This window comes from Myxococcus sp. AB036A (assembly GCF_006547355.1).
Classification (GTDB): Bacteria; Myxococcota; Myxococcia; order Myxococcales; family Myxococcaceae; genus Myxococcus; species Myxococcus virescens.
Genome location: NZ_VHLC01000007.1, coordinates 12,258 through 27,559, shown reverse-complemented (window position 1 = coordinate 27,559; position 15,302 = coordinate 12,258). Strand labels below are relative to the sequence as shown.

The following is a 15,302-nucleotide window of genomic DNA, read 5'->3' as shown; positions in this document are numbered from 1 at the left end:
GCGATGCTGCGGGGCCCTCTGCTGAAGCCCCTGCTCCAGCTCGCCGTGCCCACCACGCTGGTCCTGATTGCCCAGTCGTTGGTGGGCGTGGCGGAGAACTGGTACGCGAGCTTCCTGGGCACGGAGGCGCTGGCGGGCGTCTCCCTCGTCTTTCCCGTCGTGATGTTGATGACGATGATGTCCAACGGAGGCATTGGCAGCGGCGTGGCCTCCGCGGTGGCGCGAGCCCTGGGCGCGAACCGGCGGGACGATGCGAATGCCCTGGTCTGGCATGCCGTGGTGCTGGCGTTGGCCATTGGCCTTGTCTTCAGCGTCCTCGCCTGGATGACCGGCCCAGCGCTGTACACGGCGCTGGGTGGACGGGCGGGCGCGTTGGACGCCGCGCTCCAGTATTCGAACTACGTGTTCGCGGGCTCGATTCCCTTCTGGCTGGTGAACCTGCTCGCGGCGGCGCTGCGCGGCGCGGGCGAAGTGCGCGTCCCGGCGCTGGTGACCCTGGTGGGCGCCGCTGTCTTCCTCGTCGTGACGCCAGGGGTCATCTTCGGCTTCGGCCCGGTGCCCGCGATGGGGCTGGCGGGCGCTGGGCTCGCGATGACGTTGTTCTACGTGGGCGCGGCGCTCTGGCTGCTGCGCTACATGGCGTCCGGACGGGCCGCGGTCCGCCTCACGAAGGGGGCGCTGGAGCCGCGGCTGCTTCGCGACATCCTGCGCGTGGGTCTGATGACGGCGTTGAGCTCGCTGCAGCCCAACCTGATGGTGATGGTCATCACCGCCGCCGTGGGCCTGTTCGGCGTGGAGGCGCTGGCCGGCTATGGCATGGCGTCGCGCCTGGACTACCTCATCATCCCGATTCTCTTTGGCCTGGGCACGGCCGTGCTGACGCTGGTGGGCACCAACGTGGGTGCGGGACAGCACGAGCGCGCCCGGCGCATCGCCTGGTTGGGCGGCGGGCTGGGCTTCGTGGCCGCGGGAGCCATTGGACTGGCCGCGGCGCTGGCGCCCGAAGTCTGGCTCCATGCCTTCAGCCGCGAGCCAGCCGTCGTGGCGCCGGGCCTGGACTACCTGCGCATCGTGGCGCCGTTCTACGGACTGCTGGGCCTGGGCTTCGTGCTCGCGTTCGCCGCACAGGGCGCGGGCCACGTGCTGTGGCCCTTCCTGGCGGGCACCTCGCGACTGGTCATCAGCGCGGGCGTCGGGTGGTTCGTCGCCGCGCGGCTCGATGCGGGGCTCTCCGCGTTGTTCGCCATGGTGGCCGCGGGATTGGTGGCCTATGCCGGCGTCACCGTCGTGGCGGTGCTCGCAGGCGCCATCTTCCGACGCGAGGCGGCGCCGCGCGGCACCTGAGCAGCGCTGTCCAGCCCGCGCCCGCGTTCCCACTTTGAATTCCGGACTTGACCGCCGGCCCGACCTGGAGATATTGAAATTGATACTGATTATCAACTTCATCTCCACTTCGGGCACCGGGAGATGGTCGGAGGAACACGTGGCACGCGACTTGGGACCGCGGGGAAAGATGTGTCGTCGGCTGGGGATTCCGCTTTCGCGCATCACCGCGAAGGACCCGGACAAGGACCCGGTGCTGCGCCGGCCCTATCCCCCTGGCCAGCACGGTGCCACCGCGCGCACCAGCGTGAGCGACTTCGCGCGCCGCCTGCGAGAGAAGCAGAAGCTGAAGCTGTACTACGGCCTGATGGAGAAGCAGTGCCGCGCGGTCTTCCAGGAAGCGAGCCGGGCGCCGGGCAATACCGGCACGGTGCTGCTGCAACTGCTGGAGAGCCGGTTGGACGCACTGGTGCTTCGCGCCGGTCTGGCGACCAGCATCCGCCAGGCACGGCAGTTCGTGCGCCACGGCTACCTTCATGTGGACGGCAAGCGAGCGGACATCCCGAGCTTCCGCGTCAAGCCTGGCAGCGAAGTCCGCTTCCACGCGGCGCACCAGAAGCTCGCCGTGGTGCAGGAGTCCTTCAGCCGGATGAAGTCGCGGTCCGTGCCCGCCTACGTCCAGGTGCTGGGTGAGGGCGAAGGGCTGCGCTACGTGCGCCTGCCGGAGCGGGAGGAAATCCCCGTGGACGTGAACGAGCCCTTCATCGTGGAGTACTACGCGCAGCGGAGCTGAGCCGTTCTCCGCGGCTGTCTGTCCGGGCACATGGCTCGGACAGACAACGCTGGCGGGGCCTGCTACGGCGCGGCGGTGGCGGCGAAGAAGTCGCGCATCCGCGTCACCACCTCCGCCCGGTTCGTCAGCCAGATGTAGTGCCCCGCGCCTTCCAGTTGCAGGTGCCTCCAGCCGGGATGACGCCGCAGCGCGTCCTCCACGTCTGTCTCGTGCTGCTGGATGTCGGGCAGGAAGTCGCGGGCTTTCTCCCGGAACTCCAGCGGCAGCGACTCGGCCGCCACCAGGGCCTCTACCCAACCAGCGAAGCCCTGCCCATCCGACAGGGACAACACGGGCCCCTGCACGCGCCCGAGGTCCATGATGGCCGCGCCCCGGACGGACTGCTCCGTGGCACCAGGATGGCGGCGCTCGCGCAGGTAGGCCCCTGTCGCGGCGTCGAACTCATACGCCTGTTCGACTTCGTGTGCGGGAAGCCCTCCGCCCAAATCTTGCGCCAGCCGCTCCGCCACAGCCTGCCGTGAAGGAAGGCCGTCGAGCACGGAGAACGGCAGCGGCGGCAGCAGCTCGCCCTCCAGGAACGCGGCAATCTCGCCCCGGCTGTCAGTGGCGTCCAGGTAGACGAGTGCCTCCACGCGCTCGGGGTGGTGAAGCGCCAGCCACGTCAGCTCGTCCCCCGCCAGGGAGTGGCCCGCGAACGACGCCTTCGACAGCCCCAGCGTGTCCAGCGCCCCCAGGACGTCCGTGGCCAGCGTGGCGGTGTCATAGCCGGTGTCGGGCCAATCCGAGGCGCCATAGCCACGGCGGGTGAGCGCGTAGACGTGATGCGTGTCCCGGAACTCGAGCGCCAGTTCGTCGAAGATGTGGGCCGTGCTGCCCATGCCCGCGAGGAACATGAGCGCCGGGCCCTTGCCGCCATAGTCGAGCACCTCCAGCTCGACACCCCGGACGGCCTCCACACGCGTCACCTGGTGCAGGGGCGGCGTGTCATCGGGCCCAGGGGGCAACGGAGAGGAATCACAACCCATCCACAAGAGAAACGCGGCACCCACGAGGTTCGTTCGCATGCGCTTGGGAATACTGGCGAGCACCTTCGCCAAGCACCAGCGCACGCCGGGGCTGCCTCTCCCCTTGCCCGCATGGGGCGGGTGATGGTGCCGCCATGCCTCCTGGCCCTGCGGGGATGAGCCCCCTCAAGGTGCGAAGCCAAGCCCACGCATCAAAAACATGGATATACGGTTATTCCAAGATTTCCATGATGGAACTACCATTGCTCCGGCCACCGGTTCCCACTCACAGCCGCCATTGGATTTTTCATGCATATTCATGACCGCATCAAAAAGGCACTCTTCGCGCTCGCAATGATTGCCGGGTGTGGCAGTCCCGAAGCCGTGGACCCTTCCGGCGACGCCACCGCGACGGCGCCGCTCCTCACGAGCAGCAAGCTGACCCTCACCGCGTCCATGGTGCAGCCCGACGGCGTTCGTCCCGTCGCGGGTCCGTACCAGAACCTCTTCGATGAGCAGGCGCTCATTGGAGACCCTCGCGCGGGAACGGGCGCCGCGCCCGTCACGACCTGGGGTGACGTCATCTTCGACGACTCCGCGTACCCCATGGGTCTCATCATCGACCTGGGCGCGCTGTATGACATCACGGAGATTGGCGTCTTCGACACCTTCGACAGCGGCAGCGTCTCCTTCGCGGCCGGCGAGCCGGGTGCCTGGACGCCCGTGACGAACATCACCCTGACCCGGTGGCAAGCCTGGTGGGTCGTGCCCGTCACCCAGCGAACGCGGTACCTCCACCTTTCGAGGACCCGCTATGCGGGCATGAATGAAGTCGTCATCTACGGCGCCCCCGTGACGGGTGAGCCGCCCGCCAACCTTCCGCCCACGGTCTCCGCCGGAGCGGACCAGACGGTGATGCTGCCCACGAATGCCGCGACCCTCACGGGCACCGCGACGGACAGCGACGGAACGGTCGTGACGCGGCAATGGACCCAGGTGTCCGGTCCCAATACCGCGACCCTGACGGGCGCCACGACGCTCTCCGCGACGGCGTCCGGGCTGGTGCAGGGGCTCTACGAGTTCGAGCTGACGGTAACCGACGACGACGGCGCTACCGCCAGCGACAGAATGAAGGTCCAGGTGACACCTGCGCCCACGGGCCGTGGCACCACGCAGGAGGTCTACAAGTCACCCTCGACGCCGGGCGGCTACGGCTATGTCGTGTACCTGCCGCCCGGTTACGACGAAGGCTCGAACTGGCCCGTCGTCTTCTTCCTCCACGGGATGGGCGAGCAGGGAGATGGAGGCGTCAACCAGCTCAAGAAGGTCCGTGCGCACGGGCCTCAGGCGTACATCGATCAGGAGGGGAAGGACTATCCCTTCATCCTGGTCTCTCCGCAGACGAGCACGTCGGGATTCTGGAGCGCCTACGAAGCCCAATACAACCTGGACCCCTTCTTCGAGCACATCCTGGCGACGTTCAAGACAGACAGGAAGCGCGTCTACCTGACGGGCCTCAGCATGGGCGGCGCGGGGACGTTCAACTACGCATCGCTCTTCCCCTCGAAGCTCGCCGCCGCCATCCCCGTCTGCAACGGAGGCTACGGTTCGAGCGCCGCGGATGCCCTGAAGATGGTCCAGGCGAACCTCCCCATCTGGGGCTCACACGGCCTGCTCGACAACGACATCTTCTACACCGCGACCGCCGGCTGGTTCACGCACCTGGGACACGCCATGGGCGGCACAGGTGGCGTCATGGATACCTATCCCTCCCCGGCGCGTACAGCGACGGCGTTCTTCCGGCCCGGGAGCGGGCAGTGGGAATGGATTGATGGACAGACGAACACCGACACCACAAACGCCGGGCCGGTGAATCCGGTGCTCTTCACCCTCTTCCATGATGGCAATCACTACATCTGGGACCGGGTCTACAAAGAGCCCAAGGTGTTCGCCTGGATGCTGGCCCAGCAGCGCCCCTGAGGGGCGCACCGCCACGGACTTCAGCGCGGCTCGCGCGGCGTAGGAGGCTCCTCGCGAGCGTCATACGCGGCGCGGGCCTGCGTCACCGCCTCCCGGCGGCGCAGTGCCCAGGCCGCCAGCATGTCGATGGGCTCCATCCGTTCCTGGCCCAGCGCCGTCAACGCGCGGCGGCACGGTCGGCGTGACGGTGCGCGACGCGAAGCCGTCACGCTCGAGTCCTCGCAGGCTTGTCCCGCACGCGGGTCAGCACCGCTCAGACTTCCTTGCAGACATCTGGCGGGAGCCGGGCCAGGAGCACGTCCCGCGCATCCCTGGGCGACTGAGACCAGCGCGCATAGGCAATGCCGCCCACGAGCGCCACCAGGGCCAATCCGAACCAAGGCCACCGGATGAAGAATGAGAACGATGGCTGCCCCTCCATCACCTCACAGTGAGGAACGAGCGAGTCGGTCGCCACCAGCCAGGATGTGACGAACGCCATGGGGCCCATGAAAGCAGCCGCCATCACGAGCCACGCGACGGAATCCAACACCCGCGGGAGACGGCCAACGCCAGACGCAGGCGCTACCCGCAGGACATCTCCCGCCTGGCGCGGCCCCCACAGCAGCCAGCACCACACGCCCAGCCCGGCGGACATCGCCAGCGCGAGCACCCACCACAGGTTGGACTCCCACCAGAGGAACGGGGATGGCTCGTCATAGAAGTTCATCCACATCCCTCCAGTGGCGACTGTCGCTCCCGCCCCGAGCCTACATCAAAGCCGAGGGTCCACCGGCTCACTCTCCAAGGCGAGGACGCCAAAGACACACTCGTGTACGCGGCGCAGCGGCTCGCCTCGCGCGAACCGCTCCAGGCCTTCGACCCCGAGCGCGAACTCACGCAGCGACAGGGAGCGCTTCGTGGACAGGCCCCGCTGCCGCAGCCGCTCCAGGTTCGCGGGAGCGGTGTACTCCGGGCCGTAGATGATGCGCAGGTACTCCGGACCTCGTGACTTGATGGCCGGCTGGAGCAGCCCCTTGCGCCCACGCACCGCGAAGTCGAGCGGCTTGACCACCATGCCCTCGCCTCCTCGCGCCGTGAGCTCCTCCCACCAGCGCACGCCCTCCGCCACCGCGGCTTCATCCTCCAGCGCCACCACCCGGAACGGCGTCGCCACCAGCAATGTCGCATCCACCTGGCACACCCGGGCGAGCGTCTCCATGTGCCACACATGGTCCTTGTCCATGTGCGCCACCCCTTCCGTCGCCAGAAGGTGGAACGGGGCGAACCGCACGTCCTCCAGCGAATGCACGGGCCAGCAGTAGCGCCGGTATGCCTCCACGTACCGCTCCACGCTGCGCGCCTTCTCGCCGAAGCGTGCGGCCAGCGCCCCTACTTCCAGCCCGCGCCCCACCGCCTGCTCCAGCACCGACACCACGTCCGTGAGCGCCGCGCGTGAAGCCGCCCCCACCGACGCGTATTGGTCGCGCAGCAACTCCTGGGCCTTGAAGGACCAGGGCATCAGCTCCCCGTCGAGGCACGCCCAGTCCGTCTGGTGCGCCTCCCAGAAACCCGACGCGGTAAGCGCCGCGCGCACCCGTTCGAGGAACGCTGCTTCGAGCCCTGTGTCCGAGAAGAAGCGACGTCCTGTGCGCGTGTAGCAGACGCCCAGCTCGCCCGTCGTGACGCCGAAGCGTCGCCGCGCCGCGGCCTCATCGCGGGCGACCACGACCACCGCGCGCGAGCCCATGTGCTTCTCCTCGCACACGACCTTCGCCACCCCCTCCTTGCGGTAGTAGGCGAACGCCTCCGCCGGGTGCTCGAGATAGCCCGGCGCCTTGCTCGTCTCCGAGGGAGACATCGTCGGCGGCAGGTAGATGAGCCACTTCGGGTCGATGGCGAACCGGCTCATCGCCTCCAGCGCCGCCGTGGCGTTCTCCTCTCGCACCGTCACGTTCTGGCTCAGCCGCGTCGTCACCACGCGCTTGCCCCGCACATCGTCGATGTCCAGCAGGTCGTCATGCACCTGCTGCGCGCTCAGCCCGCCCCCTGGCGTGACGGCACCGCCCAGCGGCCGGATGGACTCCGCGTAGGCCCGCGCCGCGGGCACCGAGACGAGCTCTCTCTCCGGATAACGCAGCGCCGTCAGCTTGCCGCCATACACGCAGCCCGTGTCCACGCAGAGCGTGTTGTTGAGCCAGTCCGCCTCCAGCACCGGCGTGTGCCCGTACACCACCGCCGCCTTGCCCCGGTACTCCGCGGCCCAGTTGAAGCGCACGGGCAGACCGAACTCGTCCGTCTCGCCCGTCGTCTCCCCGTACAGGGCGAACTCACGCACCCGGCCAGAACCACGGCCCTGCATGGACGCCTTGAGGCCCGCGTGCGCCACCACCAGCCGCCCCTCGTCGAGGACGTAGTGCGAGACGAGCCCATCGATGAAATCCACCACCGCCTTGTGAAACTCAGGCGGCTCGCGCTCGAGCTGCTCCAGCGACTGGGCAAGCCCGTGGGACACCTTCACATCCCGGCCGCGCAGCTTGCGCATCAGCTTCACTTCGTGATTGCCCGGGACGCACAGCGCGCTGCCCGCCGCCACCATGTCCATGACGAGCCGGAGCACACCCGGGGTATCCGGCCCCCGGTCCACCAGGTCTCCCACGAAGATGGCCTTGCGGCCCTCGGGCGGACGCACGTCGAACCCTGGCGTCCCATCCGCGCGTGGACGCACCTCGTAGCCCAGCTTGCCCAGCAGCGCCTCCAGCTCCTCCCGGCACCCATGGACGTCGCCGATGATGTCGAAGGGCCCGTGCTCGTGCTTGCGGTTGTTCCACAGCGGCTGCCGCACGAACTCGATGGCCTCCAGCACCTCCGGCTTCAGCACGTGAACGTGGCGAAAGCCCTCGCGCTCCAGCCCTCGCAGCGAGCGGTGCATCTGCTGGAGCTGGTTGCGCACCACGTGAGCACCGAAGGCCCGGTCAGGCCGCTGGCGGTTGCGCTCCTGGCACGTCTTCTCGGGGACGTCGAGCACCACCGCCACTGGCAGCACGTGGAACTCGCGCGCGAGCTCCACCAGGGGCTTGCGCGCCTCTGGCTGCACGCTGGTCGCGTCGATGACGGTGAGCAGCCCCCGCGCCAGCCGCTTGGCCGCGACGAAGCGCAGCGTCTCGAACGCGTCCTTCGTGGCCTCCATGCTGTTCTCGTCGTCGGAGACGATGCCCCGGTAGGTGTCCGACGACAGGACCTCGGTCGGCTTGAAGTGCCGGCGCGCGAAGGTGGACTTGCCCGCGCCGGAAGGACCGATGAGCAGGACCAGGGAGAGTTCAGGAATCGTGAGCTTCATCGCGCGAACACCGCCATCTGGGTCGGCGCACCGACGTCCAGGTCCAGGGGACCCACGGGGAGGAAACGAACGCTGTAGCCAAAGCGCTCGCAGATGCCTTGGGCCCAGGATTCGAACTCGGCCCGGGTCCACTCGAAGCGGTGGTCGCGGTGACGGAAGGTGCCCGCGGGGAGCGACTCGAAGCGCACGTTGTATTCGGCGTTGGGCGTGGTGAGCGCCACCACGTTGGGCCGGGCGGACTCGAAGAGGACGCGCTCGAAGGCCGCGAGGCGCGGCGCGTCCAGGTGCTCGATGACCTCGATGACGGAGGCGGCCTCGTACCCAGCCAGCCGCGCGTCCCGGTACATGAGGGAGCCGTGAAGCAACTGTATCCGGCGGCGCTGAAGCTCCGGCATCCGGTCCAGGTCCAGCCGGTCCCGGGCAATCTCCAGCGAACGGAAGGACACGTCCATGCCGAGGATGTCGGTGAACTGCCGCTCCTTGAGCAGGGCCCGGAGCAGCTTGCCCTCGCCGCAGCCCAGGTCCACCACGCGCGTGGCACCGCTCTCCTTGAGGACGGCGACCACCGCCTGGAGTCGCTGCTCGTTGAGACTCAGCCGCGACTCGAGCGCGGCTTCCTCCTGATTGCGCGTCTGCGTCCCCTCCTCCGGCTCGGGTGCTTCGTCACCGGAGAGCCGCTCCAGCGCTTCGCGCGCGAGGCTCTTGCGGTGACGCAGGTAGCGCCGGGTGATGATGTCCCGCTCCGGGTGCGCCGCCAGCCAGCCCTCCCCGTGCCGCAGGAGCTTCTCCACCTCCTCGTCGCCCACCCAGTAGTGCTTGTCGTCATCCAGCACGGGAATCAGCACGTAGAGGTGCGTGAGCAGGTCGCTCAGGCGCGTGTGGGCCTCCAGCGTGACGGTGAAGTAGCGGCTGTGGCCCCAGTCTGGGACTGTCTCGTCCAGCGCATGCCGCGTGGCGGTGACGGTGTAGCCCAGAGGCTCGAAGAGTTTCCGCAGGAAGGGCTCGCCACCGCGACAAGGAAGCACGGAGAGGCGGGCCACCAGCGGAAGCGGCTGCCCGGCCAGGTCCGGCCGCTCCTTGCTGCTGCCTGACATCGCGTTGCGGAAGGTGCGTGCGAGCGCGACGCTCAGGAACGACGAGGCCACGTAGGGCCGGTCATTCACGTACTGCTCCAGCACACCGCCTTCGCCCGAAGGTCCGCGACGCTCTCTGACGAGCCCGACGGGGTCGACCTCCAGCAGCAACGCCACCGTGGTGCGCGCCTCCGTCGCCTCGGGATAGAAGACGTGCGCGTGTCCGAAGGACAGCTCGAAGGACTGCGGGCGGTGCGGGTTCTTGTGGAGCAGGTACCCGAGGTCGGTCGCGGGATGATGCGTCGTCGAGAGCGTCAGCAGCATGGCCTTCCCAGCTTCGGTTCCACGGCGTCAGGGAGGTTTTCCATGACGCGGGAATGTAGCGCGGTGAAGACCAGGGGTTCCGGACGTTCCTGACAGCATGGGCCTACCCGGCCGCATGACCCCGGGCGTTCAGTCCATCAACTGCCGCGACAGGTAGACGTGGTGCAGTGCCCACCGGCGCGCGTTGAGCAACGGGTCCGCGTCGTTGGAGTGCCCGCCGTCGGTGTTCTCGTAATACAGGTACGGCAGCCCCATGGCCTCCAGGCGCGCCGCGAACTTCCGCGCGTGGCCCGGGTGGACGCGGTCATCCTTCGTGTTCGTGGTGATGTACGGCGCGGGGTAGCGCACGCCCTCGCGGAGGTTCTGGTACGCGGAGTACTTCGAGATGAACGCCGCGTCCCCGGGCACCTCCGGGTTGCCGAACTCCCCCACCCACGACGCGCCCGCTGGCAGCAGGTGGTAGCGCATCATGTCGATGAGCGGGCTTTCGATGACGGCCGCGTTGAACAGGTCCGGGCGCTGCGTCATCGCCACGCTGGTGAGGACACCGCCGTTGGAGCGGCCATAGATGCCCAGGTGGCGCGGGGAGCTGACCTTCCTCCGCACCAGGTCTTCCATCACCGCCGCGAAGTCGTCGAACGCGCGCTGGCGGTGCTCCCCCAGGGCCGCCTGGTGCCAGCGCGGACCGAACTCGCCTCCGCCCCGGATGTTGGCGACGACGTAGGCCCCGCCACGCTCCATCCACAACTTGCCCTCCTCCGGCAGGTAGACGGGCGGCTTGGACACCTGGAAGCCGCCATAGCCATACACCAGCGTCGGCAGCGTGCCGTCGAGCTTCCGCGCCTTCGGCCGCACCAGGAAGTACGGAATCCGGGTGCCGTCCTTCGACTTCGCCCAGGACTGGTCCACCTGGAGCTTCGAGGCATCGAAGCGCGCGGGCAGCGACTTCACCTTCTTCACCGTGCCCGCCTTCGCATCCGCCAGCCACAGCGACGTCGGCGCGAGGAAGCCCTGGGACTTCACGAAGAAGCGGTCATGCGATGACGACGTCGCGGTGATGGCGACCGAGGCGTTCTTCGGCAGCGCCAGCCGCTTGCGGCTCCAACGGTTCTTCCCCGGCGTGTAGACATCCAGCGCGCCCTTCACGTCCTCATAGAGGCTCACCAGCACCTGGCCCCGCGTCGCCGCCACCGATTCGATGGCCTGACGCGCTCCCGGCTGGAAGAGCAGCGTGGGCTTCGCCTTCGCCGGGTCTGCCTTCAGCGCGGCCAACGGGTATGCCAGCAGTGCGCCCTGCTTGAAGCGGCCCCAGTCCTCTTCAATCGTGAAGACGACCTGCCCGTCCACGAAGGCCTGGAGGGAGGACTTCCGGGGAAACGGGAGCCGCACGGGCTCCGAGTCTCCCAGCAGGTAGTACTCCGACTCGAAGAAGGTCACCGCGCGGTTGACCAGCACCGCCTGCAACGCGCCGTCCGCGTCCCGCAACAGGAAGGGAGACGCGGAGACGTCGGTGCGCTCACCCCGGAAGGCTTCCTGCGCCTCCGTCAGCGGCGTGCCACGCGTCCAACGTTTGAGCACGAAGGGATAGCCCGACTCCGTGAGCGTGTCCCCGCCCCAATCGCGCCCCACCAGCAGCGTGTCCGAGTCCAGCCAGGACGCGGACAGCTTGCCCTCCGGGACCCGGAAACCGCCTTCCACGAAGTGCTTCGCGGCGGCGTCGAACTCGCGCAGTTCGACGGCGTCCTTGCCTCCGTTGGACAGGGAGACGAGGCAGCGCTGGTCCGCGGGAGGCAGGCAGTTGCTGCCCTTCCAAATCCAGTTGGCCTTCTCGGCCTTCGCCAGCGCGTCCACGTCCAGCACCGTCTCCCACGGTGTCTGGGCGCGCGTGTAGCCGTCCAGCGAGGTGTGCCGCCAGATGCCTCGGGGGTTGCCGCGGTCCTGCCAGAAGTTGTCCACACCACCAGCCCGAAAGCCGGGCGAGGGAATGCGGTCGGTGGAGGTGAGCAGCTCCAGCGCCTGGGCGTGGAAGGTCTCGAAGCGCGGGTCCTTCTCCAACAACGCGAGCGTCCGCGCGTTCTGCGCGCGAACCCATTCGAGCGCCTTCTCGCCCTGGACCTCCTCGAGCCACAGGAAGGGGTCCTGGGGTGGGGCCTCGGCCGTCGCCACGGAGGAGGTCAACAGCCCGGTCAGCAACGACGCCACGTATGCCCTTCTCATGTCCTCATCTCCCGATGCCCGAGGTGGCCCCCCAACAGGCCGAGCCGCCGCTCATTCCCCCGACCTTGACGCCTGTGCCACGGCGGCCGTGCTGGCGGGGCCGCGAGCGCCCGTCGCGCGTGCATCGCATCGGGACTGGCGGTGATGGCCTGCAAGGGAGTATGGGTCCCGCCACATACGCCCCCCGGAACGGCCGGCTCCGCGCGTGGTGACCTCAGGAGTGGAAGCAGGTGGTGATGACAGGACCCAGCGACAAGGGGGAGCGGCTCTGGCCCTGGGTGGGCGCGGCGCGCGAAGTGCGGTGGTTCCTCGCGGCGGGAGGAGGCCCCACGCTGCTGCGCTTCCAGCGCCTGGGCGACCGCGTCACCTGCGGCGTGGTGGATGGCTTCACCGTGTGCGTCCCCGCCCGGGACAGCGACTTCCGCGAGGCCTTGAAACGCACGCCTCCGGCTCCCTTCCCCCAGCCCCTCCCCGCCTCCGCGGGCCCGTCTCACTGAGTCCGACGCCCATGAGCTTCCAGCCCCCCGTCACCCCCACGTCCGAAGTCCCCACGGCCCTCAGCGAGCATGGCTACGCCGTGCTCACCCGCGACGGCCTCTGCGAGCTCGCGGGCATCGACTCGCCCGCGCTGGACGCACTCCGGCCGTCCTGGAATGAGCTGCCGCTGGATGGCTTCCTCCGGGATGGTGGCCGCTACCGCTCACGACGGCACTCCTGCTTCATCGTGGACGGCAACTCGGTGACACAGGTGCCTCACCGCGCACACTGGCAGCCGGTGGAATACAACGCGCTTCACGGCGGCATGGAGCGCTGGTTCGAGCCCGTGCAGCCCGACATCGTGTCCCAGCCGGTGTGGGCGGGGCTGATTCGAGGCATCGCCGCGTGCTGCTCCCAGCTCAAGGGCGAGCGCCCCTGGTACGTCGAGGCCCACCAGTTCCGCATCGACACCACCGACGGCATCGGCCGGCCCACCCCCGAGGGCGCGCACCGGGACGGCGTGGACTTCGTGGCGGTGCTGCTCGTAGGCCGCGAGGGCATCAAGGGCGGTGAGACGCGCGTCTTCGAAGCCGACGGTCCCAACGGCCTGCGCTTCACGCTGACGGAGCCCTGGTCCGCGCTGCTGCTGGATGATGCGCGCGTGATTCACGAGAGCACGCCCATCCAACCGCAGGGAGACACCGGCCACCGGGACACGCTGGTCCTCACGTTCCGGGCCGGGGGGTTCCAGGGCCCCGAGTAGCGCCCGGGAGCGCCGCTGCTCGCTCCAGGACACTTGCATCTCCGGTCCGCGTGCTTGCCTGACACACGCGCGCGGGCGAGCGGGGTGCGTGTGCCGAAACGGAGCGCCCCCCTCCCATTCAGCCTCGAGATGGGCTTCTCTACTGAGGTTGTGACGACCGCTGGCCGCATCCCGCTGTTCGAGAACGTGCGAGGCATCCTCATCACCCTGGTGGTGATGGGGCATGCGCTCGAGCCCCTGCTTGGCCGGGAGCCGCTCGCGAAGGCGCTCTACTCCGGCCTGTACCTGTTCCACATCCCCGCCTTCGCGTTCCTCTCCGGGCACCTGTCCCGCGCGGACAGCGGGCCACGCGCGCTGAGCGCCGTCGCCTGGGGGCAGCTCGCGCCGCTGGCCGTGTTCCAGGTGCTGTACGTCGCCTTCGACGCGTGGGTGCTCGGCCGGGGCTGGAGCTCCCACTGGCTGGTGCAGCCGTACTGGCTGCTGTGGTTCCTGCTGAGCCTCGGGTGCTGGCGGCTGATGCTGCCCCTGCTCCTCCGCCTGCCCAAGCCGCTGATGTGGGCCGTGGCGCTGGCGCTCGTCGCGGGCCTGCTGCCCTGGGTGGGCTACCTGTTCGGCCTGTCGCGGACGTTCGTGTTCCTCCCCTGCTTCGTCGCCGGTCACCTGACGCGAAGGGAGTGGCTGCTGGCCCCTCGAAACACACGGGGCTGGCGCCTCGTGCTCGCGGCGTCCCTGGCCGTGGGCCTGGGCGCATGCGTCGGGGCGGTGGCCATGGGAGCACTGCCCGCGCCCGCGCCGCAGTGGCTCTACGGGAGCAGCGGCTACGCGGTGCTCGGTGCCACAGCGCTCACGGGCATGGCGGCGCGCGCGGCGCTCTTCTGCGGTGCACTGGCGCTGACATGGGCACTCTTCACGCTCAGCCCGCGTCAGGAAAGCGCGCTCACGCGGCTGGGTGGACGGAGCCTGGCGCCCTTCCTCCTGCACGGCTTCGTCGTGCGCGCCGCCGAGCACGTGGGCGCGTACGCGTTCCTCCAGGGGCCCGTGGGCGTCGCCCTCGCGCTGGGAGCGGGGGCGCTGCTCACGGTGCTGCTGAGCCAGCCTTCCGTCGTCCAGGCCACGCGCCCGCTGTGGGAGCCTCGGTGGCTCTTCCAGCGGAAGCGTGACGCCGTGCCGGGCCTGGGGCGCTGAGCGGGCCTACTTCTTCCCGTAGTCCAGCTTCACACCCTTGCGCTTGGCATAGATGTACGCCTCCATGGCGCGCATCCGCGGGTCACCATCCGCCAGCGGCTTGCCGCGCGCCGGGTTCTCGATGCACCAGTTGATCATGTCGCGCAGCAGCGCCACGCGGCCCAGTTGCACCTGGTACTTCGGATACGTCTCCGGATGCGTGTTGGACGCGTCCGGGTGGCACATGTCACAGGAGATGCCCACCGTGCCGCCAATGGCCTGCGCGTCATGGAAGACGCGGTGGCCTTCGTCCACGAACTGCTCCGTGGAGGCGGCCCAGATGGCCTCGTCCCGGTCGGAGAACGCGCCATAGGTGTGGCCGTCCTGGATGGGCGTGGCAATCTGCTTCTTCACCTGCGAGCCGCCGCTCTCCGATGTCACGCCGCCCGGACGCACCGACTCACCGGCCGAAGGCGCGGGCGTGCGCGGCTGCTGCGTGCGCGGCGTGGTGGAGCCCGGCGCGGGCGCCTGCGCCATCATGGGCGCCGGGTCCCAGTTGGCGTTCGGGTTCTTGCGCAGCCACTCCTCCATCAGCGCGCCCGATACATGCTGCGCCTGCGCGCGCGTCAGGGACTGGCCGGCCTTGACGCCCTTCACCTCCATGGACGTCTCGCCGTCACACAAGCCCACCACGAGGTTGCCATCCTTCGGCACCGGCAACTCGTGCTTCTTCACCTCGGAGCCCTGGGCGGCCGCTTTCGGCGGCGGCGGCGGCACGGGGCCGGTGGCCAGCGCCGCGCCTCCCACGAACGACAGCACGGCGCCCGTTCCCACAAGCAGCTTCATCCGGAAGGTCATGGTGTCC

Annotated in this window: 13 protein-coding genes; 6 read left to right on the top strand and 7 right to left on the bottom strand. The window is 69.0% G+C overall.

Features of this window, described 5'->3' with window-relative positions; genetic code table 11:
• Positions 1-3: 3 nt before the first annotated feature.
• Complete coding sequence (locus FL344_RS04620; RefSeq protein ID WP_228564783.1) at positions 4-1,344, top strand: MATE family efflux transporter; 1,341 nt, start codon at positions 4-6, stop codon at positions 1,342-1,344.
• A gap of 139 nt (positions 1,345-1,483) precedes the next feature.
• Positions 1,484-2,116: a 30S ribosomal protein S4 gene (gene rpsD, locus FL344_RS04615; protein WP_141588088.1), complete on the top strand. Its 633-nt coding sequence runs from the start codon at positions 1,484-1,486 to the stop codon at positions 2,114-2,116.
• A gap of 62 nt (positions 2,117-2,178) precedes the next feature.
• On the opposite strand, the gene FL344_RS04610 is transcribed toward rpsD, so the two are convergent.
• The gene (locus FL344_RS04610) at positions 2,179-3,180 is read right to left on the bottom strand and encodes an alpha/beta fold hydrolase (protein WP_194862990.1); all 1,002 of its coding nucleotides are present in this window, start codon (positions 3,178-3,180) and stop codon (positions 2,179-2,181) included.
• A 249-nt stretch (positions 3,181-3,429) separates the two neighbouring features.
• On the opposite strand from FL344_RS04610, the gene FL344_RS04605 reads away from it, so the two are divergent.
• Positions 3,430-5,100: an alpha/beta hydrolase-fold protein gene (locus FL344_RS04605; RefSeq protein WP_141617661.1), complete on the top strand. Its 1,671-nt coding sequence runs from the start codon at positions 3,430-3,432 to the stop codon at positions 5,098-5,100.
• A 20-nt stretch (positions 5,101-5,120) separates the two neighbouring features.
• Here the strand turns inward: FL344_RS04605 and FL344_RS04600 are convergent, their stop codons facing one another.
• The 5 genes from FL344_RS04600 to FL344_RS04580 form a co-directional block, all read right to left on the bottom strand.
• Positions 5,121-5,309 (bottom strand): hypothetical protein, encoded by a 189-nt coding sequence (locus FL344_RS04600; RefSeq protein ID WP_228564782.1) that lies wholly within the window; start codon positions 5,307-5,309, stop codon positions 5,121-5,123.
• Positions 5,310-5,353: 44 nt separating this feature from the next.
• Entirely contained in the window at positions 5,354-5,809 is a 456-nt protein-coding gene (locus tag FL344_RS04595) for a hypothetical protein (protein WP_228564781.1), read from the bottom strand.
• Positions 5,810-5,854: 45 nt separating this feature from the next.
• On the bottom strand, positions 5,855-8,419 hold the full coding sequence (locus FL344_RS04590) for a polynucleotide kinase-phosphatase (RefSeq protein ID WP_141617659.1): 2,565 nt from the start codon (positions 8,417-8,419) through the stop codon (positions 5,855-5,857).
• Positions 8,416-9,816 carry a 3' terminal RNA ribose 2'-O-methyltransferase Hen1 gene (locus tag FL344_RS04585; protein ID WP_141617658.1) on the bottom strand — a complete coding sequence of 467 codons (1,401 nt, stop codon included), beginning with the start codon at positions 9,814-9,816 and terminating at the stop codon, positions 8,416-8,418. Before FL344_RS04585 ends, FL344_RS04590 begins: the two co-directional genes overlap by 4 nt.
• 129 nt (positions 9,817-9,945) lie before the next feature.
• The gene (locus tag FL344_RS04580) at positions 9,946-12,033 is read right to left on the bottom strand and encodes a prolyl oligopeptidase family protein (protein WP_141617657.1); all 2,088 of its coding nucleotides are present in this window, start codon (positions 12,031-12,033) and stop codon (positions 9,946-9,948) included.
• 236 nt (positions 12,034-12,269) lie between these two features.
• Here FL344_RS04580 and FL344_RS04575 point away from each other — a divergent pair, with 236 nt between their 5' ends.
• The 3 genes from FL344_RS04575 to FL344_RS04565 all read left to right on the top strand — a co-directional run bounded on the left by FL344_RS04575 (position 12,270) and on the right by FL344_RS04565 (position 14,458).
• Positions 12,270-12,530, top strand: coding sequence for a hypothetical protein (locus tag FL344_RS04575; RefSeq protein WP_141617656.1), 261 nt, complete (start codon positions 12,270-12,272; stop codon positions 12,528-12,530).
• A gap of 11 nt (positions 12,531-12,541) precedes the next feature.
• The gene (locus FL344_RS04570) at positions 12,542-13,273 is read left to right on the top strand and encodes a 2OG-Fe dioxygenase family protein (RefSeq protein ID WP_141617655.1); all 732 of its coding nucleotides are present in this window, start codon (positions 12,542-12,544) and stop codon (positions 13,271-13,273) included.
• A 129-nt stretch (positions 13,274-13,402) separates the two neighbouring features.
• Entirely contained in the window at positions 13,403-14,458 is a 1,056-nt protein-coding gene (locus FL344_RS04565) for an acyltransferase family protein (protein WP_228564780.1), read from the top strand.
• Between the two features lie 6 nt (positions 14,459-14,464).
• Here the strand turns inward: FL344_RS04565 and FL344_RS38410 are convergent, their stop codons facing one another.
• Entirely contained in the window at positions 14,465-15,283 is an 819-nt protein-coding gene (locus FL344_RS38410) for a c-type cytochrome (protein ID WP_368667416.1), read from the bottom strand.
• Positions 15,284-15,302 lie beyond the last annotated feature (19 nt).

What these genes read in the sequence shown, in the direction of transcription:
- FL344_RS04620 (WP_228564783.1), top strand. Translation starts at nt 4, where the DNA reads ATGCTGCGGGGCCCTCTGCTGAAGCCCCTGCTCCAGCTCGCCGTGCCC.
- FL344_RS04610 (WP_194862990.1), bottom strand. Translation starts at nt 3,180, where the DNA reads ATGCGAACGAACCTCGTGGGTGCCGCGTTTCTCTTGTGGATGGGTTGT.
- FL344_RS04605 (WP_141617661.1), top strand. Translation starts at nt 3,430, where the DNA reads ATGCATATTCATGACCGCATCAAAAAGGCACTCTTCGCGCTCGCAATG.
- FL344_RS04595 (WP_228564781.1), bottom strand. Translation starts at nt 5,809, where the DNA reads ATGAACTTCTATGACGAGCCATCCCCGTTCCTCTGGTGGGAGTCCAAC.
- FL344_RS04590 (WP_141617659.1), bottom strand. Translation starts at nt 8,419, where the DNA reads ATGAAGCTCACGATTCCTGAACTCTCCCTGGTCCTGCTCATCGGTCCT.
- FL344_RS04585 (WP_141617658.1), bottom strand. Translation starts at nt 9,816, where the DNA reads ATGCTGCTGACGCTCTCGACGACGCATCATCCCGCGACCGACCTCGGG.
- FL344_RS04580 (WP_141617657.1), bottom strand. Translation starts at nt 12,033, where the DNA reads ATGAGAAGGGCATACGTGGCGTCGTTGCTGACCGGGCTGTTGACCTCC.
- FL344_RS04575 (WP_141617656.1), top strand. Translation starts at nt 12,270, where the DNA reads ATGACAGGACCCAGCGACAAGGGGGAGCGGCTCTGGCCCTGGGTGGGC.
- FL344_RS04570 (WP_141617655.1), top strand. Translation starts at nt 12,542, where the DNA reads ATGAGCTTCCAGCCCCCCGTCACCCCCACGTCCGAAGTCCCCACGGCC.
- FL344_RS04565 (WP_228564780.1), top strand. Translation starts at nt 13,403, where the DNA reads ATGGGCTTCTCTACTGAGGTTGTGACGACCGCTGGCCGCATCCCGCTG.
- FL344_RS38410 (WP_368667416.1), bottom strand. Translation starts at nt 15,283, where the DNA reads ATGAAGCTGCTTGTGGGAACGGGCGCCGTGCTGTCGTTCGTGGGAGGC.